This window comes from Nocardia sp. NPDC005746, assembly GCF_040630785.1.
GTDB lineage: Bacteria > Actinomycetota > Actinomycetes > Mycobacteriales > Mycobacteriaceae > Nocardia.
Genome location: NZ_JBEXYE010000004.1, coordinates 100,839 through 121,236, shown reverse-complemented (window position 1 = coordinate 121,236; position 20,398 = coordinate 100,839). Strand labels below are relative to the sequence as shown.

Here is a 20,398-nt window from a genome sequence, read left to right as displayed (position 1 = left end):
ACGACCGCGCCGACCCGGCAAGGGTCGGCGCGGTCGATGCGTGCCGCTCAGGACACCCTGCCGAACAGTCGCCCGGCCAGATCCACGCCGATGATCTCCCCGTCGGCGTCCCGGCTGAAGAATCCGCGCTGACCCTCGAAAGACCCCGCGGTGATCACATATTCGTCCCCGTCACCCGGCAGGATGCCGAACGGGAACGGCGGGTGATCCTGCGGGATCTCCACGCCCCCGGCGGCCCGGATCTCCGGCTTGACCTTGCAGTCCAGGTACAGCTGATCGCCCTCCGCGTAGCAGGTCATGGTCATGGCGTCGATGTCGTACACGCCGGACAGCTCCGGGCCGCGGGTGGCATCGAACGGCACCGGCTCCGGGTCCTGGTCGATCACCCCCAGGTAGTGCTCCAACGCCCAGCGGACGATGGCCTGATTGGCCGGAATGCCATCCGGGCTGGCATTGGAGAGCACCACGATCGCGAAATCGCGCTCGGGCACCAGCTGGAAGTCCGCGAACTGGCCGAAGCCGGAACCGCCGTGCCCGGCCATGCGCACCCCGTCCACGTCTCGCAGCATCCAGCACAGGCCGAACGCGTCGGCGAGGGTGCTGTTGCGCAGTGTGACGGTCGGCTCCCGCATGGCGCGCAGCAGGTCGGTGGGCAGCACGGTCTCACCGTGCGCGCCGTGGCCATCGCCGAGGTGGAATCGGCCCCAGCGCAACAGATCCGACATCGTGGTGCCGATGCCGCCGCCGGGATTGTTGGCGCGGGTGCCCTTCCAGACCCGCGCCACCTCGAGTGTCCCGTCCGCCTGGCGTTCGTGCCCGGCCGCGAAACGGCGGGTCATGATGTCGCCCTGGAAGTAGTGGCTCCCGGTCAGCCCGACCGGCGCGAAAACCGTGTCGGCGACGACCTTTTCGAACGGCTCGCCGGTCACGTTCTCGATGACGCGGCCCAGCAGGTTGAAACCGGCCTGACTGTAGGACGCGCGCTCGCCGGGCGCGGCGAGCAGCGGCAGCTCGGCCAGCGACGCCACGAACGCGGCCAGCCCGTCCTCACCCTCGCCGGTGTTGTTGATCAGGTTCCACTCGAATCCGGCGGTGTGGTTGAGCAGCTGCGCGACGGTGACGGTGGCCGCGGCGTGCTCGTCGAGCAGGTCGAGCTCGGGAACGTAGGTGCGGACCGGGGCGTCCAGGTCGACCCGGCCGTCGGCGACCAGGCGCAACAGCGCGGTGGCGGTGAAGGTCTTGGAGGTCGAGCCGATCGCGAACACGGTGTGCTCGGTCACTGGAACCGGGTTCTCGGTGCTGGTCACGCCGACCGTGGCATGGATCTCACGGCCGCCGGCCCAGATACCGACGGCGATGCCGGGCATGTCGTACCGCGCGGCCGTGGCCTCGACGAAAGCGGTCAGGGCGGCGTCGGAAGTGGTGGTCTGTGTCATATCCATGACGATGTCGGCCCGCGCTGACAGCTCACCGACAGTGCGCTGACAGCCCCTGACGGGGGTTCTCAGCCGGTACTCAGTTTCGAGCCAGCAATTACTTAGAGGGGATCGGCAATGTGATGCGCTGAGTGGTAACAAGCTGGAAAACACTGCCGAAGGAGAAAGCGTGCGTTCAACGAAGATCTGGTGCAGTGGAGTGCTCGCCTTGACCGCAACTGTTCTGCTACCAATGGCCGCGGGCGCCGCTCGGGCCAACCCGGGCGCCTCGGTGGACTACGCCGGGGCCTCCGCCGACGGCTCCCGCATCGCCTCCAGCAAGCCCACAGATGCGCGGAACCTGACATTGCAGGTCTATTCGGCCGCCATGGGCAAGAACATCCAGGTCGACGTGCAACGAGCCGCCGACGCCTCGGGGCCCACCCCGGTGCTGTACCTGCTCAATGGCGCGGGCGGCGGCACCGACACCGCGACCTGGCGCCAGCGCACCGACGTCCTGAACTTCCTGTCCGACAAGAACGTCAATGTGGTGCAGCCGGTCGGCGGCGCGTTCAGCTACTACACCGACTGGCGCGACCCGGATCCCGCACTGGGCGTGAACAAGTGGAAGACGTTCCTCACCGAGGAACTGCCCCCGCTCATCGACGCGGCCTTGAACACCAACGGGCGCAATGCGATCGCGGGTCTGTCCATGGCGGGCACCTCGGTGTTGCAGCTGCCCATCGCCGCGCCGGGCCTGTACAAATCGGTGGCCGCCTACAGCGGTTGCGCCCAGATCAGCGACCCGCTCGGCTACAACTTCGTCAATATGGTCGTCGCCGCCGGCGGCGGTGACAGCAAGAACATGTATGGCCCCCAGGGCGATCCGGAATGGGCCGCCAATGATCCCTACCTGCACGCTGATCAGCTGCGCGGCCTGGACCTGTTCATCTCCAGCGGATCCGGCATGCCGGGCGAGTGGGACACCCTCGACGGCCCGCACACCCTGCCCGGCGCGGGCGGCCTGATCAACCAGATCGCCCTCGGTGGCGGGCTCGAGGCCGCCACCAATTACTGCACCCACAGTCTGAAGGTCAAGCTCGACGGCCTCGGCATTCCGGCCACCTACGACTTCACGCCCACCGGCACCCACTCCTGGGGGTACTGGGAGGACGCGCTGAAGAAGTCGTGGCCGGTCCTGGCATCCGGTCTGGGTCTGCCCGTCTGATCGGAGACGACACTGCGACATCGACAGAGAACCGGCGCGCCTCCAGGGGAAGCGAGCCCGCCTCTCGAAATGTCGCGGTGTCGTGTCCGGGGGTGGTCGCGGGACGGCCACAGTGCGGTCACCAGGGGCGGAATCCGGCCCTGACCGGCGGCGCGGAATCGTACCCTCAGGCATAGTTCCATCGCCGAAGGAGACACCGTGCGATCGACAAATGTGCTGGTCAGTGCACTATCCGCCGTGGCCGCAACCCTCCTGCTCACGACCGCCGCGGGCATCGCCGCCGCCGAACCCGACACCGGCGACGCGCGCCTCGAGACGCTGTGGGTCCATTCCGACGCCATGGGCCGCGACATCCAGGTCGAAGTGCATCGCGCCGCCGACACCTCGCAGCCCGTCCCGGTGCTCTACCTGCTCGGCGGCGCGGGCGGCGGCGGCGTCGGCGCGGTGAACTGGCAGACCGCGACCGACGCGATGGACTTCCTGGCCGGAAAGGACGTCACCGTGGTGGCGCCGATCGGCGGCGACTACACCTACTACACCGACTGGCGCGAGCCCGATCCCGTTCTGGGCGTGAACAAATGGCGGACCTTCCTCACCCAGGAGCTGCCGCCGGTCGTGGACCGGGAACTGAACGGCAACGGGCGCAACGCGATCGCGGGCCTGTCCATGGCGGGCACCTCGGTGCTGCAACTGGCCATCGCCGCACCCGGGCTGTATCGATCGGTCGCGTCCTACAGCGGCTGCGCCCAGATCAGCGACCCGCTGGGCCATCATTTCGTGAGCGCCGTGGTGGAGAAGGGCGGCGGCGACCCGGAGAACATGTACGGGCCCGCCGGTGATCCCGAGTGGGCGGCCAACGATCCCTTCCTGCACGCCGATCAGCTGCGCGGCCTGAACCTGTTCATCTCCAGCGGATCCGGGCTGCCGGGCCAGTGGGATCTCCCGGGCGGCCCGCACACCCTGCCCGGCCTCGACGGCTGGATCGACCAGCTCACCCTCGGGGGCAGCATCGAAGCCGCCACCGACTACTGCAGCCACCATCTCGCGGCCCGGCTCGAGTGGCTCGGCATTCCCGCCACCTGCTTCTTCACGCTCACCGGCACCCACTCCTGGGGCTACTGGCAGGAAGCGGTGAAGCGGTCGTGGCCGGTGCTGGCGGCCGGGCTGGGACTGCCCGCCTGAAACAGCGAGACCGGTTCGCTCCCCAGGGAAGCGAGCCGGTCTCCGCGGTCGATTACGCCGTCAACTCGAAGTTCGGGTAGCCGTTGTCGCGCTCGTCGTCGCAGTAGCGGCGGTAGTTGCCGAAACCGCCGATGTAGGGCATGAACACGCGCTTCTTACCCTCCACGTTCGCGCCCATGTACCAGGAGTTGGCCTTTACGAACAGCGTGCCCTCGGCGACCTCCAGCAGGTGATCGGTCCACTTGACCGCCGCCTCCGACCGCGCCTCCGCGGTGCGGATGCCGTTGGCGCGGCAGTGCTGCACCAGCGCCAGCACCCAGTCCAGCTGCTGCTCCGAGTGCAGCACCATGTTCGCCATCACCGACGGGGTGCCGACACTGTTGATGCTGAACATGTTCGGGAAGCCGGGGATGCCGAAGCCCAGGTAGGTGACCGGGCCGTCGGCCCACAGGTCGCCCAGGCGGGCGTCGCCCGCGCCGTGCAGGTCGATGCGCAGCAGCGCGCCGGTCATGGCGTCGAAACCGGTGGCGTACACCAGGGTGTCGAGCTCGATGAACTGGTCCGCGGTGCGGATGCCAGTTGGGGTGACCTCCTCGATCGCCTCGCGACGCAGGTTCACCAGCGACACATTGGGCCGGTTGAACATCTCGTAGTAGCCCGAGTCGGTGCAGATGCGCTTGGTGCCGATCGGGTGGTCGTTGGGGATCAGGTCATCGGCCACGGCCTGATCGTCGACCTTGGCGCGGATCTTCGCGACCGCGAACTCGCGCACCAGCTCATTGGCGCGGATATCGCTGTTCTGGTCCGGGAAGACCTTGTTGAACAGCACGCCGCCGCCGTTCCAGCGGTCCTCCATGGCCGTGGCCCGATCCTCGGCGCTCATGTCCAGGGCCTTGGTCTCCAGTGAGGCGTGCGGGGTGGCCGCACCCGCGTAGTAGGACCTCTCGCGACGCTGCCGGTAGGTGGCGCGAATATCGGTCTGCTCCTCCTCGGTCCACGGGCGGTTCGGGACCGGGACGCTGAAGTTGGCCGAACGCTGGAACACGGTGAGCGCCTGCGCCTCCCGCGCGATGATCGGCGACACCTGGATGCCCGAGGAACCGGTGCCGATCACGCCGACCCGCTTGCCCTCGAAGGACACGCCCTGTTCGGGCCACTGCGCGGTGAACAGCTCCTCGCCCGCGAAGGATTCGATGCCCGGGATGTTCGGCTTGATCGGCGCGGACAGGCAGCCGGTCGCGAAAATCACGAACTGCGACCGGAATTCGTCGCCGCGCTCGGTGCGCACCGTCCAGATGGCGGCGGCGTCGTCGAAGCTCGCGCCGATCACGCGCTGGCCGAAGCGGTAGTGGCGCTTCAGCTCGAAGCGGTCGGCCACGTGGTTGATGTAGTCGAGGATCTCCGGCTGCGCGGCGAACCGCTCGGTCCAGGTCCAGCTCTGCTGCAGGTCCTCGTCGAAGGAGTACGAGTAGTCGACGCTCTCCACGTCACAGCGCGCGCCGGGGTAGCGGTTCCAGAACCAGGTGCCGCCCACGCCCTCGCCGGCCTCCAGGCCGAGCACGTTCAATCCGGCCTTCGCCGCCTGGTGGACGCCGTACAGTCCGGCGAATCCGGCCCCGATGATGATGACATCGAATGGGCTGCCCTGCTCGGGATGCATGCGCGCGACCTCTCACTATTCGTCCGGCGATATTTCGAATAGGCATATCGTCGCGGCGAATGCGGGTACACGGCGATACCACGTCCCACTGACCAGGAGCGCAGGTCCGGGGGATGGTTACTCGTGGGAGGGTTCGCCGGTCACGACGTGATCGGCGTGGTTGAGGCCCTCACGGACCAGGCGGGCCAGGTGGCCGTCGCGAATCCGGTAGATGATGCGGCGGCCCTCGCGGCGGGTATCGACCATGCCCGTGAAGCGTAGCTTCGCCAGATGCTGGCTGACCGCGGTCCGGGACGCGCCGCAGGCCTCGGTGAGCGCGGAGACATCGGCCTCGGCGGCGGCCAGGATCCACAGGATGTGCAGGCGGGTCGGATCGGAGAGCATGCGGAAGGTCTCGGTGGCCACGTCCAGCCGGGCCTCGTCCGGAGCGACCGGATGGGTGAGGCTGGGAGTGGCGGCGGGCAGCGATTCGGCCTTGCTCACCTGATCACCTTCCTGCCGCGGACACCGCCTCGATGTCGGCGGGGACGGACGCGGGCCAGACCCGCGCCGCGGTCGTCGCTGCCAGTGTAGCGAGCGCGGCCAGCACGATGGCCGTGGTCGGCAGACCTGCCAGCGCGCCCAGCTTGCCCGCGATCGGATAGGTCACCAGGAAGCAGGCGTGCGACAGCGAGAACTGGGCGGTGAAAACGGCTGTGCGATCGGAGAGTTGGGTCTGGGCGCGCAGCAGGCGGCCCGACGGGGTGCTGATCATCGAGGTGCCCGCGCCGAGCAACAGCCAGGTCAGGGCCAGCACGATCGTCCCGGCGGCGTGGGGGAGCAGGGGTGGCAGGGATGCGGCGATCAGGCCCAGCGGCAGCACAGCGCTGCCGGTCAGCATGAATCGCCGGTCGGGGAGGATCGTCAGCAGTCGCGGGGTCGACAGCGCCACCGCCATCGATCCGAACCCGAAGCAGGCCAGCGCGAGTGCCACACCGGTATTGGAGCCGTCGAGCTGGTCGCGCACGTACACAACGGTGTTCACGATGACCAGCGAGGAGGCGGCGGCCACCACCATGTTCAGGGCCAGCAGGCCGCGCAGCACCGGGCGGTTCATCATGATGCGCGCGCCCGCGGTGATGCGCTCCAGCAGCGGGGCCGAATGGTCGGCCGGGTCCAGGCGCGGGAGTCTGGTGGTCACCACCAGCAGGGCCGAGGCCACGAAGCCCGCGGCGGTGCCGACGAACAGCGAGTGATAGCTGATCACCGTCAGCAGGGCGGCGGCCAGCATCGGGCTGAGCAGCGACTCCAGGTCGTAGGCCAGGCGTGACAGGGACAGGCCGTGCGTGTAGTCCTCCTCGTCGACCAGGATCGACGGGATCAGCGACTGGAACGCCGGGGTGAAGGTCGCCGAGGCCGACTGCAGCAGCGCGATCAGCACGTAGATCTGCCAGGTGTGGGTGACGAACGGCAGCATGAGCGCGATTCCCGCCCGCACCGCGTCCGCCGACACCAGCACCAGGCGGCGCGGCAGCCGCGCGGTCAGCGCCGAGATCACCGGCGCCACAGCGACATACGCCACCATCTTGATGGCCAGCGCGGTTCCCAGCACCGCCCCCGCCTGGCCGCCCGCCACCTCGTAGGCGAGCAGGCCCAGCGCGACGGTCAGCAGGCCGGTGCCGACCAGGGCGACGACCTGGGCGGTGAACAGCTTGCGGAACTGGGGATGGCGCAGCACGACGAGCATGCCGCCACTATAAGCCAATAAGTGCGCAGGTGTGCACATGATGTCGCGTACGCCCCGCCGCCGTCCGGTTGACTGGGCGATTCGTCGCTATCCTCACTGTCATGGGGAGGAATCTCGCGGCCGGTGTCCTGGTCGCCGCCGCGACACTGGCACTGGCCGCCTGTGCCCGCCCCAGCGCACCCCTGGCGGGCAACCTCGACCCGCAACCCAGCGCGCCCCGCGACATCGCGGCCACCGACCCGCCCGCCCCCGTCTCCGGCCTGGAGCCGTGCGGCGATATCGGTTCCGCCGCAATGCCTCCCGACTGCTACCTGCAGTCACACGACAGCGCCGGACTCACCTTCGAGGTCCGCCGCCACGGCCACGGACAGCAGAGCGCCGTCACCGTCACCACCCTGGACCCCGAGGGCGTCACCCTCCAGACCCTGACCGAACCGGCCGTCGGAACGACCGAACCGCGCCTGCGCGACGTCGACAACGACGGCCGCGACGAGCTGATCATCCCGGTCATGGCCGCCACCGCCAATATCCGGTACGTCATCTACCACGCGGCGCCCGATGGCAAGCTCCAGCGCTCCGGCGAACTCGCCGGAATCGGCATCGACACCTCCGCCGCGGGCTACACCGTCATCACCGCCCGCGACTCCTACGAACTGTGGAACATCCAGTTCTGGATCTTCGACGCCGCCGTCCTGCACCCGCTCGTCACCGTGGAGGTGCACTTCCTCGACGACGGCACCGGTCACGTCGGCGGCAGCGAATGCAAGGTCGTCGACACCGGCGGGCTGGCCCGCACGGGCCTCGACCCGGACCAGGCCGCGGCCCAATTCTGCGCCGAACCAACGGTTCTGCGAGTCAAGCGCTGAGCATCCGGGGGTTGTAGGCCCGGATCAGGGGATTCTCCGGGCGATTCCGGATGCCCAATCCGCCCCGGCGTCGCCACCATGGAAGCAGGTCAGCTCACCGGCTTCGCGTACCGCCGGCGCAGCCACTCGGCATAGTCGAAAGACACTGTCTCGCCATCGGAGCCGAGACACAGCGCAGCGTCGCGCACCCGCCGGATGGCCCGGCCGATGGGCGGCACCGGGAAGGGCAGCAGGGCCTGGCCGAGGGTTCGGCGGCGGAGTTCGGCGAGTTCGGCGAGGGTCTGCACGGCCGGTCCGCCGACATCGCGGACCCGGCCCGACGGTCCGGCCGCCACCGCGTCGGCGAGCCGGCCCGCCACCGCGGTCACGTCGACCGGCTGGAAACGCATGGCGCTGTGCGGCGCGATCCGGAACTTCGCGCCGCCGCCCAGCAGTTCGTCGATGAGCTCGTGGAACTGGGTGGCGCGCAGCAGGGTCCACGGGATCGGGCCCTGGGTGACGGCGCGTTCCTGGGCGACCTTCGTCCGGTAGTAGCCGAACGGGACCCGCTCGCAGCCGACGATGGAGATCTCCACGTGGTGGCCGACCTTGGCGCGCTGCTCGGCGGCCAGCAGGGCGCGCACGCCCTCCACCGTGGTGCGGGCGCTGCGCGGGCCGCGGTGATTACCGGCGTCGACCACCGCGTAGACGCCCTCGAGCGCCGCGTCCAGGCCCGCGCCGGTCACCAGATCGACCGCGTGATGCTCGGTCCCCGGCACCGGGTCCGCCGGTGCGGACCGGCTCAGCACCCGCACGGTGTGGCCCCGGGCCGCCAGCTCGCGGACCACCGGCGCGCCCAGGGTTCCGGTACCGCCCACCACTGCTACCTGCATTTCGACTCCCCTTTCTCGACCTGCTCGTCTCGGACGCTAAAACCACAAGAGATGGCGCTCAACATGATTCATCGCATGGTGTTCGATTGCCCACAGCGTTCGATTACCCACATTCGATGCGCTGTCGCGGGGTGGTGCGGTGGGATGCCGGACTCAGATGTGCGCGCCCTTGGTGCGATTGCAGGCGCGGCACAGGATCTGCAGGTTGGCGGGGCTGGTCGCGCCGCCGCGGCTGATCGGGATGATGTGGTCGAACTCCAGGTAGTGGGTGTCGCCGCATTCGACGCACCTGCCGCCGTCGCGCTGCCACACCACGGCCTTGACATCCGGTGGGACCGAGCGGGTATCGCGGCGGCCGGGGGTGAGGGCCAGGCGTTTGGCCACCCGTAGCGCGCCCTCCATGGCGGCGGCCGCGTAGTCCGGATCGGCGAGCTCGAGGATCGCGCCGCCGCGCGCGGAGGTGGCCGAGATCTCGATCCGCCCGGCGGCGGGAGTCACCGAAACCACTCGGGCCCAGGGCATCTCGATGCCGGTATCGGGGCCGGTGAAGCGGAGTTTGCGGTTGCTGACGATGAGACGGCCCTCGGTGCGTTTGGGGCCGCGGGCCAGCTGGCGGACATGGACGGCGGGCAGGTTCAGGTGGACGCGCTCGTCGGGGTCCAGGTGCAGGCCGGTGGCGGGCTGGTGCGGGAGTTCACCCGAACGCAGGCGGGTGAGCAGACGGCCGCGGTGCAGGCGGCGGCGCAGCTCCTCGATGCGCGGGTCCGACAGCGACAGTTCCCCGGCGATGTCCTCGAAGGAGTCCAGATCGGACTGCTCGACCACACCGTCGGCGAGGGTGAAGGCGACCACGCGTTCCAGGTGCGCACCGGCGACCGGGCGCAGCGGATCGACGGCGACCGCACGCTCGATGCGCTGGAATCGCAGCTCGGCCCACAGCGCTTCCCAACCGCCGTCGGCAGCGCCGGCCGGGGCGACCCGATCCTCGCGCGGGCCCGGGACGCGCAGCACCCGCTCGGCGCGCTGCCGCCATCCGCGCAGATATTCCGCTGTCTCGGTGGCGCATTCGCGGCACAGCGACGCGGACCCCAGCAGTCCGGCCGCCGCGCCGAGCAGCCCCTTACGCGGCGCGCCGCAGCGCGGGCAGTGGCGGGCGTCGCGGACGACGACGGGCCGGGTCGAGGCGGTCCAGGTTGTGCCGTCCCACCAGCGCAGGCGCGCCGGATCGCGCGGGTCCGGATGCCAGTCGGCCCGTTCGGGATCCGGCGGCGGCGGGGTGCGGCGCGGCTCGGCCCGGAACGTGTGCGCGGGATCGATCCGCACCCCGAATTCGCGCACCAGCCCGGCCAGGCTCACCCCGGCATCGGCCAGGCTCCGGAACTCCCACCGGCCCTCGGCGCGTGCGAATTCACCCAGCACCAGGGCGGCAGCGGCATCCGCCACGGCCACCGGGTAGGAGACCACGGGGCTGTCATGGTCGAACACCGTGAGCGTCAGCCCGTCGACCCCGGCGAAACCTCGGCCGGACCCGGCGGATCCTCGGCCCGGAGCCGCCGCGCCCGGGGAGGGCCGAGCGGTGTCCTCGGGCTCGATGGCCGGCCCCTCGTCCACCGATCCGATGACGATGATCCCGGCGATGTCCGGCCCGGTCCGCGGCAGCGACACCGACAGCCGGGCGGTCCCCGCCGCGGGCTCGCGATCCAGCGTCACCGCCTGTGAGACGTGGCGGGGTGCGTCGAACCAGACGAAATCGCGGTCGGACCGGGCCCGGCCGTGCTCCGCCACCAGGACGGCCTGCGCCCGCACCGCATGCGACGACCGCCACGAAAGCACAACCGTCAGAAGCGATGTCGGAACCGTCGTTCGCTCACCCTTGGTCAGTTTCATCGTGGTGGCACTATGCCACGAGCCACCGACACAAACGGCCACCAGCCACCGATGAAACCGCGCGCCCGCCCTCACGGCCGATCCGGAAATCGTGCGGCACAGTAGAAGGATGACCAACCCCAAGGGGAGCGATCAGCAGAAAGCCCCGCGCGGGAAGGGCGCCGGCTCGCGGGTGCCCACCGCCGGCGACATCCTGGCCGCCGCGCAGGCCGCCGTCGAGGCCGCCCAGAACGCCGCCGGGCTGGCCCTGGACTCGGCGCAGGTCACCGCCTCGACCGCGTTCGACACCGCGGTCCGGCTGCCGCCCGCCTCCATCCAGCTCGCGGCGCAGCTGCCCGACCTCATCCAGAGCCTCACCATCGCGGTCGAGCGCCTCAACTCGACCATCGACCGGCTCGACCGGACCCTCGCGCTGGCCGAACCGGCTTTCGTCGCCTACGACCGCATCCTGACCCGGCTGGAATCGGTCACGGCCCTCGGCGAGGACATTCTCGAGCGACTCGACAAGCTCCCCGGCGTCTCCCTGCTGGGCCGTCTCACCGGCAGCCGTGACAATCCGGAACCCGAACCGCCGCAGGAGAAGTCCCGCCGCCGCAAGTGAGGTGACCGCGGTGGTCAGGGTAGGGGAGGCGGTCAGGGTAGGGGGAGCGGAGCGCGCGCCGGGACGCCCAGACCGGGCAGGGCGCGCAGCGCGGCCGCGGCCTTCCACACCATCTCGTGGTACTCGCCCTCGGGATCGGAATCCAGGACCACCGCGCCGCCCGCGCCGATCCGCCATCGGCCGTCGTAGCGGACCGCGCTGCGGATGACGATGTTCAGATCGGCCGTGCCACCCAGGCCGAGGAAGCCGATCGTGCCCGAATAGACGCCGCGGGCCTCGGTTTCGAGAGCGTCGATGATCTCCAGGGTGCGCAGCTTCGGCGCGCCGGTCATCGAGCCGCCCGGAAAACAGGCGCGCAGGCAATCGACGACATCCAGCTCCGGGCGCAGCCTGCCGCGGACGGTCGAGACCAGTTGGTGCAGCGTCGTGTACGTCTCGACGGCCATCAGCTCGGGCACGTGCACCGAGTCGACTTCGCAGACCCGGCCCAGATCATTGCGGAGCAGATCCACGATCATCAGGTTCTCGGCGCGGGTCTTCGGGTCGCGGGCCAGGTCCGCGGCGATCTCCGCGTCCGCGGCGGGTGTGTGGCCGCGCTTCGCGGTGCCCTTGATCGGCTTGCTCTCCACGGTCCGGGCCCGGTCCAGCTTGAGGAAGCGCTCGGGGGAGGAGCAGGCGACTTCCAGGTCCGCGAAGCGCAGGAAGGCCGCGTAGGGGGCCGGATTGCAGCGGCGCAGCGTGCGATACACGGTCAGACCGTCGGCGTCGCCCGGCGGATACGCGCTGTCGGTGATGCAGATTTCGTACGACTCGCCCGCGTGCAACTGCTCTTGGCAGGCGGCGACATCGGCCAGATAGCGGGCGCGGCCCCGGGTCAGCAGCGGCGCGACCGTCGCCTCGTCGGCGCGCAGCTCCAGTAGCGGCGGATTCTCCCACGTAGGAAGGGTTTCCACGACGGCGCGGGTGGTGGCGAGCCAGTCCCGGGCGGCGGCGGTGGCCTCCGGTTCGGTGAGGGCCAGCAGGTGGGTGCGGCCCGCCTCGTGGTCCACCACGATCAGGCGGTCGGCGAAGATCCACTGGGCGTCGGGGGTGGAGGAGCGGTGCGGTGCGGCGGCTCCGCAGTCGGCCTTCATCTCGTAACCGAGGTAGCCGACGTAGCCGCCCGCGAAATCGAAAGGGACGTCAGGGAAGTCGATCCGGCGGCGGCGCAGCTCGGCGGACAGGTAGTCGAGCACGCTGCCGGGGACCGTGCGTCGCCCGGTCGCGGACTCGACTTCCACATGGCCGCTGCCCACCCGATAGCCGACCACCTCGGCCAGCGGGCCCGACGCGTCGCCCAGGAACGAGAAGCGGTCCAGGCCCGGCTCCACGTGTTCGCTGTCGAGCCAGAAGGCGTGGGGGGAATCGGCGTAGAGGGCGTCGAAGACGGCCTCGGCGTCGACCGCGCGCTCCACGACGGTCCGCTCGACGAGGTAGTGGACGGGTGCGTCGTCCGGGCCCGGGGCAGCGGCCTGGATCGGACTGTGCGCCAAGGGCGTTCGCGCGGACGGCAGGGAGACGCCCTGTCCGCGATGGTATTCGGCGGTCAGCTCGGCGAAGTTGCGCAGCAGCTGTTCACCATGCTCGCTGGAGACGGACTCCGGATGGAACTGCACACCCCACTGCGGGCGGGTGCGGTGGCGCACGCCCATGATCACGCCATCGGGGGTGGTGGCCGTGACCTCCAGGGCCGCCGGGGCCGGCTGGGCGGCACACAGCGAGTGATAGCGCACCGCCGAGAACCCCTGCGGCACATCGGCGAACAGGCCGAGCCCGTCATGGCTGATCAGATCCGGATACCCGTGCCGGGCTCGCGGTGCGGTGACCACCTCGCCGCCCGCCGCGATCACGATGCCCTGATGACCCAGGCATACACCCAGCAACGGGAGGTCGGACTCGGCGATGAGCGCCGCCGAGATGCCGAAATCGCGGGGAATGTCGGGGCGTCCGGGCCCGGGGGAGATGACGATATTGTCGAATCGTTCGAGCCCGAGCTCCTCGATCGACCCCGCCTCGTCATTGCGCATGACCACGGGTTCGACCCCGTTCACCCGGCTGATCAGCTGATACAGGTTGTAGGTGAACGAGTCGTAGTTATCGATCAACAGCGTGCGCATTTGACCACGCACATTACGCTGTATCCTTTTTGCCCTCCGCTTCGCTCCGGGCGGGTTCGCGGCCCCGAGGTCTCGATTCTTCCCTCCTCCGCTTCGCTCCCCCGCTCCGTCGGTCCAGAATCGAGATGGCCGCGAACCGACGGTTCTCCTTCTGCGGGCGACTGCCTTCAGTTGGCGCCGATCGTTACGGCACAATGGTCGGCATGTCTGTTGCGCAGCCGTCCGAAGTGGATCGTGACGTCGTCGATTTCGCCATCGTCGGAAAGTGGATGGAGGAGCAGGGCTTGCCCGGCGGCGAGTTCGAGGAGGTCAAGCCGCTCGGCGGCGGCACCCAGAACATCATGCTGCGCTTCCGGCGCGGCGGCCGCGACTACGTGCTGCGGCGCGGGCCCAAGCATCTGCGCACCGCCAGCAACACCGTCATCCAGCGCGAATCCCGCATCCTCGGCGCCCTCGGCGACACCGAGATCCGCGCCCCCAAGGTGATCGCCGCCTGCCCCGACGAATCCGTGCTCGGCGCGTCGTTCTACCTGATGGAACCCATCACCGGCTTCAACCCGCAGAACGAACTGCCCGAACTGCATGCCGGTGACCCCGAGGTGCGGCGGAAGATGGGCCTGTCCGCGGTCGAGGCCATCGCCCGGCTCGGCTCCCTCGACCACGAGGCGCTCGGCCTGGCCGACTACGGCAAGCCCGAGGGCTTCCTGGAACGCCAGGTACCGCGCTGGCTCAAGGAACTCGACTCCTACCGCGTCAACGAGGGCTACCCCGGCCCCGAGATCCCCGGCGTCCAGCAGGTCGGCGACTGGCTCGACCGCAACCGGCCGGTCCAGCCCACCGCGGGCATCCTGCACGGCGACTGCCACCTCGCCAACATGATGTTCTCCTTCGACGGCCCCGACGTGGTGGCCATGGTCGACTGGGAGATGTCCACCATCGGCGACCCGCTGCTCGACCTCGGCTGGCAGATCGCCACCCGCCCCGAGCCCGGCACCACCGGTGCGGCCCTGATCGGCACCCTGGGCGCGATCGGCGGCCTGCCCACCGCCGAGGAGATGATCGCCCACTACGGGCGGTTCTCCGACCGCGACCTGAGCCACGTCACCTGGTACACCGTGCTGGCCTGCTTCAAGCTCGGCATCGTCCTCGAGGGCACCCACGCGCGCGCCTTCGCGGGCAAGGCGCCCAAGCAGGTCGGCGACTTCCTGCACGCCATCACCCTCGAACTGTTCGACAAGGCGCACAAGCTGATGGAGTGACGGCAAACCTGTCGCCATCTCGACGGCGACTGGCTGAATATTGGTGGCCGACAAACAAATGCCACCGTAAGTTGGGGCCATGCCGTTCGTTCCCGACGCCAAAGACTGGACCTGGGTGCTCGAACGCACCTGCGCCGACTGCGGGTTCGACCCCGACGCCATCGCCTTCACGGCGGTGCCGGGGTCGGCTCGCGACAGTGTCACCCGGCTGCTGGCTGCGCTGGAACGGCCGGACGCGCGGGTCCGCCCCGACGACTCCACCTGGTCCGCGCTCGAATACGCGGCCCATGTACGCGACGTGTGCCGGATCTTCACCCATCGGCTCGACATCGCGCGCACCGGCGGGCCCCGGCCGGGGCCGGTGATCGCCGCCTACGACACCGCGGTCACCGTGGGGGACAAAGGGATTCCCATGTTCGCCAACTGGGATCAGGACGCCACCGCGCTCGCCGAGAACTACGGAGCGTCCGAGACCGCCACCGTGGCAGCCGAACTCGCGGCCGCGGTCGACGTGGTCGCCGGCGCCTTCGCGGCCGTGCCGGACGACGAACACGACCGGGCCGCACTGCGCAGCAACGGCTCCGCGTTCACCATCGACTCCATGGCACGGTATTTCCTGCACGACCTCGTGCACCACGCGCACGACGTCGAACGCGGCTGAGGATCAGCGGCAGCGCAGCAGGGCGTCGCGCAGATTGCGCGAACGGACATCGTCGAGCACCGCCATGCCCAGCCGGTTCATCACGTAGCCGAAGCCGAGACCCGTTGCCGGATCGGCGAAACCGAACGAGCCGCCGTAGCCGGTGGTGCCGTAGGCGCGCTTGTCGGAGCGGAATCGGAAACTTCCGCGGGACTTGCGGAAACCCAGGTGATAGCGGCTCGGGGTGAGCAGCACCAGGTCCTCGGCCGGGACGTCGTCGGCGGTGTCGGCGGTGGCCAGGCGGTCCAGCAGGGCCCGGTCGATGGGCAGCTCATCGGTCTGCCCGGCCGCCGCGCCGTAGACCCGGGCCAGGGCGCGGGCCGTGCCGACGCCACTGGTCGCCGGGCTCTCCACCGAGAGGAACTCGCGGCGGGCGGCCCGGGCGGGCGCGCCGACCTGCGGGCTGTTCAAAGCACGGTAGGACAGGCCGCGCTTGCTGTAGAGCTGGATTCCGATGCGCACCGGGAGATCCCGCTCGTAGCGGAGGATGTCCAGGCCCTCGGTCGCCGACAGGGTCGCCACCCGATCGAGCGAGATCTCCTCCGGCAGACCGATATAGAACTCCGCGCCCACCGGGGCGGCGATGTCCTCGGCGAAGATGCGGCCCAGCGTGCGATGCGCGGGATCCACCCGTCGCAGCAGCTCACCCTGGTACAGGCCGGCCGTGATCGGGTGATAGCCGTGCCGGGTTCCCGGCCGCCACAACGGTTTCTGCTCGGCCAGCACCACCGCCATGCCGTCCAGATCCGCCATGTCCGTGAGCCGGAACGGGCGATCCAGGGCCGCCAGGCCACCCTGATGGTCGAGCAGCTGGCGCACGGTGATCGATTCCTTACCGTGCGCGGCGAACTCGGGCCAGTGCAACGCCACCGGATCCTCGTAGTCGAGCAGGCCCTTCGACACCGCCGACGCGACCGCGAACGCCGTCATGCCCTTGGTCGAGGACCACACCGGGGCCATGGTGTCGCGCCCCCACGCCACCGTGCGCTTGCGATCGCGGTACCCCGCCCACAGATCCACCACCGGCCGATCCCCGTCGAAGACGGCGACCGCCGCACCGATCTCGCCGTGCCGGGAGAAATTGCGGCGGAACGCGTCGGCGACCGGACCGAAACCCGCGTCCACCTCGCCGTGGACCGTGACCTGCTCACTCATGATGGGGACGATCGTAACCGGGTTCCCGCGGAGCGCCAGGGCGGTGACCTCGCCGTCCGCCGGCACGGGGGTCCACGCCGAGACCGCCCGCGCAGGCGAGGTGTCACCACCGCGCTGCTGCGCACAGCCGGCGCATCGGTCAGGCGGTAGACGCCACGCACACCTCGCGAAGCCAAGGCATAGCTGCTGTTTGGTCGTGCCCTTCCCGGACCTGGTGGGCGCGAGGCATTCCTGCCGGTCCGAACCGGTATCGTGGCCGGACATGCCCGGAATCCCGCGGATTACCGCATCATTGCTGCGCACCAAGCCGGTGGAAGAACTCACCTCCGAGGGCGAGCACACCGCATTGCGCCGCAGCATGGGCCTGATCCCGCTGATCGCCCTGTCGGTCGGCGCGACGCTGGGCACCGGAATCTTCGTCGTCCTCGGCGAGGCCGCGCCGCTGGCCGGGCCCGCCGTCGTCATCTCCTTCGTCATCGCCGCGCTGGCCGCGCTGTTCTCGGCGCTGTCGTACGCCGAACTCGCCGGCGCCGTGCCGGTATCCGGGTCGGCCTACTCGTATACCTATGCGACGCTGGGCGAGGTCGTGGCCTGGGTGTGCGGCTGGTGCCTGCTGCTCGAGTACGGCGTCTCGGTGGCGGCCGTCGCGGTCGGGTGGGGCGCGTACCTCAACGAATTCCTCGGATCCACCGTCGGCTGGCGGATCCCGGACATGCTCGCGCAGCCGCCGGGCGAGGGCGGGGTGATCAACCTGCCCGCCGCCGTCGTCGTGCTGCTGGCCGTCGCGGTGCTGCTGGGCGGCATCCGGGAGAGCGCGCGGGTCACCACCGTCACCACCGTGATCAAGGTCGCGGTGCTGGTGTTCTTCGTGGCCGTGGCGGTCACCGCGTTCGACTCCGCGAACCTGCACCCCTTCGCGCCGGAGGGTATGTCCGGGATCGGGGCGGCCGCGTCGATGGTGTTCTTCTCCTTCATCGGCTTCGACGCCGCCTCGACAGCGGGCGAGGAGGCCAAGAACCCGCAGCGGGATCTGCCGCGCGCCATCATCATCTCGCTCGGCATCGTGACGCTGATGTACGTGCTGGTGGCGCTGACCGCCGTCGGCGCGGTCGGGGTGGACGACGTGAGCAGCTCCGGCGCCTCCCTGGCCACCGTGCTCGACCAGGTCACCGGGCGCGGCTGGCCCGCCACCATCCTCGCGGCCGGCGCGGTCATCGCCATCGCCTCGGTGGTGCTGACCGTGCTGTACGGGCAGACCCGCATCCTGGTCGCCATGTCCCGCGACGGGCTCATGCCGAGCGTGCTGTCGCGGGTCGGGCAGAAGCGGGTGCCGACGACCAACACGCTCATCGTGGGCGGCGTGGTGGCGGTGCTGTCGGCGCTGGTGCCGCTGGGAGAACTGGTGAACGCCACCAATATCGGCACGCTGGTGTCCTTCGGGCTGGTGAACATCGGGGTGCTGGTGCTGCGGCGCACCAAGCCCGACCTGCCGCGCTCCTTCCGGACCCTGGTGCCGGTGGTGCCGGTGATCGGCGTGGGCATGTGCGTCTGGCTGCTCGTCCATCTGCCCGGGGTGACCTGGCTGGCGTTCACCGTGTGGTCGGCGGTCGGGCTGCTCGTGTACTTCGGCTACGGCAGGCGGCGATCGGCGCTGAACCGGGCCGCCTAGGCTCGACGTATGCGAGCGCTCGAGCAGATTCGACAGTGGCCGGTCCGGAACGCGGCGGCGGGTGTCGTCGTCCGGGGCAAGGGTGTGGTCGACACCGAGGGGGATGCCGCGCGAGTGTTTCCGCTCGCCTCGGTGACCAAACCCCTTGTGGCGTACGCGGTCCTGGTGGCGGTCGAGGAGGGGGCGATCGAGCTCGACCAGCCCGCCGGGCCGCCCGGATCCACCGTGCGGCACCTGCTCGCCCACACCTCCGGGCTGGCCTTCGACACCGACGCGGTGCTGGCCGCGCCGGGCGCGAAGCGGATCTACTCCAGCGCCGGCTTCGAGGTGCTCGCGGATTTCGTTGCGGCGCAGACCGGTATCGCGTTCGACCGGTATCTGCACGAGGCGGTGTTCGAACCGCTGGGTATGACTTCCTCGGTGTTGACGGGTCCGGCCGGGCACGCGGGCCGTTCGTCGGTCGCAGATCTGCTGCGCTTCGCTGAGGAATTGCTGGCACCGGAGATTCTAAGTGCCGAATTGGCTTCCGAGGCAAGCGAAGTGCAATTCCCGGGACGCAATGGCGTACTGCCCGGCTACGGTTCGCAGCGGCCCAACGACTGGGGACTGGGATTCGAGATCCGCGACCACAAGGCGCCGCACTGGACCGGGGGTGCGAACTCGCCGCGCACTTTCGGGCATTTCGGGCAATCCGGAACGTTCCTCTGGGTGGATCCGGACGTCGGTATGGCGTGTCTCGCGCTCGCGGACGAGAATTTCGGGGACTGGGCCCGGGCCGCGTGGCCACCCCTCAGCGATGCCGCGATCGCGGAGTTTGCGTAGACGGCGACACGGTCGCGGAGTAACACACGCATCATCGGGCACTCCAGTAAGCTCGGGCCACACCGCGCTCGGACCAGGGGTCGTTGGGGAAGACGTACCTCGTCGAGCCGGAGGTGTCAGTGGTGCGTGCGTCTAGTCAGTTCGCGGAGGCGACGTCTGGGGTTGTCTATGTCCATTCGTCGCCGGCCGCGCTGTGCCCGCATATCGAATGGGCGCTCACCTCGACCCTCAAGGCCCCCGCCAAACTCCGCTGGACCGTCCAGCCCGCCGATCCCGGACACCTGCGCGCCACCACCGATTGGTTCGGGCCAGTCGGTACCGGAGGTCGATTAGCCAGAGCATTGCGCGATTGGCCCGTTCTGCATTTCGAAGTCACCGAGGAACCCAGCGAGGGCGTCGACGGCGAACGCTTCAGCTTCGTCCCCGGCCTCGGCATGTGGAGCGGTGCCACCGGCGCCAGCGGCGACGTCATGGTCGGGGAGATGCGGCTGCGCGCCATCGTCGCCGAGGCCCGCGCCCACGGCCGCGGCTCGGCCGCCGAGATCACCGCCGAAATCGATCGCGCCCTCGGCACCGCCTGGGACGACATCCTCGAGCCCTATCGCCTCGGCGGCGACGGCGCGGACGTCACCTGGCTGCGCCGCGACGTCGGCTAGACTCGCACCACAGGACACACCGCGCGGACCGCCGAACCATGCGAGCCTGCCGTCGCAAACGCCCCGAAACGGGCAGAATGCCCAGGGGAGGGGCAGCCGACGAGGAGGATTCGTGCGGACCACAGCGCAGATCGCGGGCACGGCACTGGCCGTCATCACCACGGCCCTCACCCTGACCGCCTGCAACGACGCCACCAGCAACAGTTCTTCGGACGCCACCAGCAGCGCCGTCAAACCCGCCACCTCCGCCGCCGCCTTCCCGGCCGCCGGCCACGACGCCGTCCAGTGCGGCACCGGCCCCTGGGGACTCGCCGTCGTCGCCTCCACCGCCAAGGGCAACGACTTCTGCCCCACCGCCCTCTCCGTGGCGGGCGCCTACGCCGACCAACGCGCCAAACAATCCAGCGGCGACATCGCCGTCACCGTCGCCACCATCCGCTGGGTCTGCGGCGAACGCGCGGGCAACCCCAACCCGTACCAGGAATGCGCCAGCCAGAACGAATCCGCCGACAGGGTCCGACTCCAGTCCTGAACCCGGTCAACG

Annotated in this window: 18 protein-coding genes; 10 read left to right on the top strand and 8 right to left on the bottom strand. The window is 69.8% G+C overall.

Annotated features, from left to right (window positions below; all coding sequences use genetic code 11):
- Positions 1-47: 47 nt before the first annotated feature.
- Positions 48-1,436: a serine hydrolase domain-containing protein gene (locus ABZ412_RS09415; protein WP_357278412.1), complete on the bottom strand. Its 1,389-nt coding sequence runs from the start codon at positions 1,434-1,436 to the stop codon at positions 48-50.
- A 232-nt stretch (positions 1,437-1,668) separates the two neighbouring features.
- Between ABZ412_RS09415 and ABZ412_RS09410 the strand changes: the two genes are divergently transcribed.
- Together ABZ412_RS09410 and ABZ412_RS09405 are read left to right on the top strand one after the other, a co-directional pair.
- A complete protein-coding gene (locus ABZ412_RS09410) occupies positions 1,669-2,643 on the top strand; it encodes an alpha/beta hydrolase family protein (RefSeq protein WP_357279011.1) in 975 nt (324 codons plus the stop codon).
- 198 nt (positions 2,644-2,841) lie between these two features.
- Complete coding sequence (locus ABZ412_RS09405; protein WP_357278409.1) at positions 2,842-3,825, top strand: alpha/beta hydrolase family protein; 984 nt, start codon at positions 2,842-2,844, stop codon at positions 3,823-3,825.
- 52 nt (positions 3,826-3,877) lie between these two features.
- On the opposite strand, the gene ABZ412_RS09400 is transcribed toward ABZ412_RS09405, so the two are convergent.
- From ABZ412_RS09400 to ABZ412_RS09390, 3 genes are all read right to left on the bottom strand, one after another.
- Entirely contained in the window at positions 3,878-5,485 is a 1,608-nt protein-coding gene (locus ABZ412_RS09400) for an NAD(P)/FAD-dependent oxidoreductase (RefSeq protein WP_357278407.1), read from the bottom strand.
- Positions 5,486-5,602: 117 nt separating this feature from the next.
- Positions 5,603-5,968, bottom strand: coding sequence for a metalloregulator ArsR/SmtB family transcription factor (locus ABZ412_RS09395; protein WP_357278405.1), 366 nt, complete (start codon positions 5,966-5,968; stop codon positions 5,603-5,605).
- Positions 5,969-5,972: 4 nt separating this feature from the next.
- Positions 5,973-7,211 carry an MFS transporter gene (locus ABZ412_RS09390; protein ID WP_357278402.1) on the bottom strand — a complete coding sequence of 413 codons (1,239 nt, stop codon included), beginning with the start codon at positions 7,209-7,211 and terminating at the stop codon, positions 5,973-5,975.
- A gap of 101 nt (positions 7,212-7,312) precedes the next feature.
- Here ABZ412_RS09390 and ABZ412_RS09385 point away from each other — a divergent pair, with 101 nt between their 5' ends.
- Entirely contained in the window at positions 7,313-8,077 is a 765-nt protein-coding gene (locus ABZ412_RS09385) for a hypothetical protein (protein WP_357278400.1), read from the top strand.
- Between the two features lie 89 nt (positions 8,078-8,166).
- Here the strand turns inward: ABZ412_RS09385 and ABZ412_RS09380 are convergent, their stop codons facing one another.
- Positions 8,167-8,949: an NAD(P)H-binding protein gene (locus ABZ412_RS09380; protein WP_357278398.1), complete on the bottom strand. Its 783-nt coding sequence runs from the start codon at positions 8,947-8,949 to the stop codon at positions 8,167-8,169.
- Positions 8,950-9,102: 153 nt separating this feature from the next.
- Complete coding sequence (locus ABZ412_RS09375; protein ID WP_357278395.1) at positions 9,103-10,836, bottom strand: HNH endonuclease; 1,734 nt, start codon at positions 10,834-10,836, stop codon at positions 9,103-9,105.
- Between the two features lie 109 nt (positions 10,837-10,945).
- Between ABZ412_RS09375 and ABZ412_RS09370 the strand changes: the two genes are divergently transcribed.
- Positions 10,946-11,437 carry a hypothetical protein gene (locus tag ABZ412_RS09370; protein ID WP_357278392.1) on the top strand — a complete coding sequence of 164 codons (492 nt, stop codon included), beginning with the start codon at positions 10,946-10,948 and terminating at the stop codon, positions 11,435-11,437.
- A gap of 32 nt (positions 11,438-11,469) precedes the next feature.
- On the opposite strand, the gene pabB is transcribed toward ABZ412_RS09370, so the two are convergent.
- Positions 11,470-13,593 carry an aminodeoxychorismate synthase gene (gene pabB, locus ABZ412_RS09365; RefSeq protein ID WP_357278390.1) on the bottom strand — a complete coding sequence of 708 codons (2,124 nt, stop codon included), beginning with the start codon at positions 13,591-13,593 and terminating at the stop codon, positions 11,470-11,472.
- Between the two features lie 194 nt (positions 13,594-13,787).
- Between pabB and ABZ412_RS09360 the strand changes: the two genes are divergently transcribed.
- Entirely contained in the window at positions 13,788-14,852 is a 1,065-nt protein-coding gene (locus ABZ412_RS09360; protein WP_357278387.1) for a phosphotransferase family protein, read from the top strand.
- 79 nt (positions 14,853-14,931) lie between these two features.
- Complete coding sequence (locus ABZ412_RS09355; protein WP_357278385.1) at positions 14,932-15,513, top strand: DinB family protein; 582 nt, start codon at positions 14,932-14,934, stop codon at positions 15,511-15,513.
- 3 nt (positions 15,514-15,516) lie between these two features.
- On the opposite strand, the gene ABZ412_RS09350 is transcribed toward ABZ412_RS09355, so the two are convergent.
- The gene (locus ABZ412_RS09350; protein WP_357278383.1) at positions 15,517-16,707 is read right to left on the bottom strand and encodes a serine hydrolase domain-containing protein; all 1,191 of its coding nucleotides are present in this window, start codon (positions 16,705-16,707) and stop codon (positions 15,517-15,519) included.
- 262 nt (positions 16,708-16,969) lie between these two features.
- Between ABZ412_RS09350 and ABZ412_RS09345 the strand changes: the two genes are divergently transcribed.
- From ABZ412_RS09345 to ABZ412_RS09330, 4 genes are all read left to right on the top strand, one after another.
- Complete coding sequence (locus ABZ412_RS09345) at positions 16,970-18,376, top strand: amino acid permease (RefSeq protein ID WP_357278381.1); 1,407 nt, start codon at positions 16,970-16,972, stop codon at positions 18,374-18,376.
- A gap of 9 nt (positions 18,377-18,385) precedes the next feature.
- On the top strand, positions 18,386-19,198 hold the full coding sequence (locus tag ABZ412_RS09340; protein WP_357278379.1) for a serine hydrolase domain-containing protein: 813 nt from the start codon (positions 18,386-18,388) through the stop codon (positions 19,196-19,198).
- 122 nt (positions 19,199-19,320) lie between these two features.
- Complete coding sequence (locus tag ABZ412_RS09335; protein ID WP_357278377.1) at positions 19,321-19,854, top strand: DUF3145 domain-containing protein; 534 nt, start codon at positions 19,321-19,323, stop codon at positions 19,852-19,854.
- Positions 19,855-19,966: 112 nt separating this feature from the next.
- A complete protein-coding gene (locus ABZ412_RS09330) occupies positions 19,967-20,386 on the top strand; it encodes a hypothetical protein (RefSeq protein WP_357278374.1) in 420 nt (139 codons plus the stop codon).
- Positions 20,387-20,398 lie beyond the last annotated feature (12 nt).

Excerpts from the sequence above, each read along its gene's own strand:
- ABZ412_RS09415 (WP_357278412.1), bottom strand. The coding sequence starts at position 1,436 with ATGACACAGACCACCACTTCCGACGCCGCCCTGACCGCTTTCGTCGAG.
- ABZ412_RS09410 (WP_357279011.1), top strand. The coding sequence starts at position 1,669 with ATGGCCGCGGGCGCCGCTCGGGCCAACCCGGGCGCCTCGGTGGACTAC.
- ABZ412_RS09400 (WP_357278407.1), bottom strand. The coding sequence starts at position 5,485 with ATGCATCCCGAGCAGGGCAGCCCATTCGATGTCATCATCATCGGGGCC.
- ABZ412_RS09390 (WP_357278402.1), bottom strand. The coding sequence starts at position 7,211 with ATGCTCGTCGTGCTGCGCCATCCCCAGTTCCGCAAGCTGTTCACCGCC.
- ABZ412_RS09385 (WP_357278400.1), top strand. The coding sequence starts at position 7,313 with ATGGGGAGGAATCTCGCGGCCGGTGTCCTGGTCGCCGCCGCGACACTG.
- ABZ412_RS09380 (WP_357278398.1), bottom strand. The coding sequence starts at position 8,949 with ATGCAGGTAGCAGTGGTGGGCGGTACCGGAACCCTGGGCGCGCCGGTG.
- ABZ412_RS09375 (WP_357278395.1), bottom strand. The coding sequence starts at position 10,836 with ATGAAACTGACCAAGGGTGAGCGAACGACGGTTCCGACATCGCTTCTG.
- ABZ412_RS09370 (WP_357278392.1), top strand. The coding sequence starts at position 10,946 with ATGACCAACCCCAAGGGGAGCGATCAGCAGAAAGCCCCGCGCGGGAAG.
- pabB (WP_357278390.1), bottom strand. The coding sequence starts at position 13,593 with ATGCGCACGCTGTTGATCGATAACTACGACTCGTTCACCTACAACCTG.
- ABZ412_RS09360 (WP_357278387.1), top strand. The coding sequence starts at position 13,788 with ATGGTCGGCATGTCTGTTGCGCAGCCGTCCGAAGTGGATCGTGACGTC.
- ABZ412_RS09355 (WP_357278385.1), top strand. The coding sequence starts at position 14,932 with ATGCCGTTCGTTCCCGACGCCAAAGACTGGACCTGGGTGCTCGAACGC.
- ABZ412_RS09350 (WP_357278383.1), bottom strand. The coding sequence starts at position 16,707 with ATGAGTGAGCAGGTCACGGTCCACGGCGAGGTGGACGCGGGTTTCGGT.
- ABZ412_RS09345 (WP_357278381.1), top strand. The coding sequence starts at position 16,970 with ATGCCCGGAATCCCGCGGATTACCGCATCATTGCTGCGCACCAAGCCG.
- ABZ412_RS09340 (WP_357278379.1), top strand. The coding sequence starts at position 18,386 with ATGCGAGCGCTCGAGCAGATTCGACAGTGGCCGGTCCGGAACGCGGCG.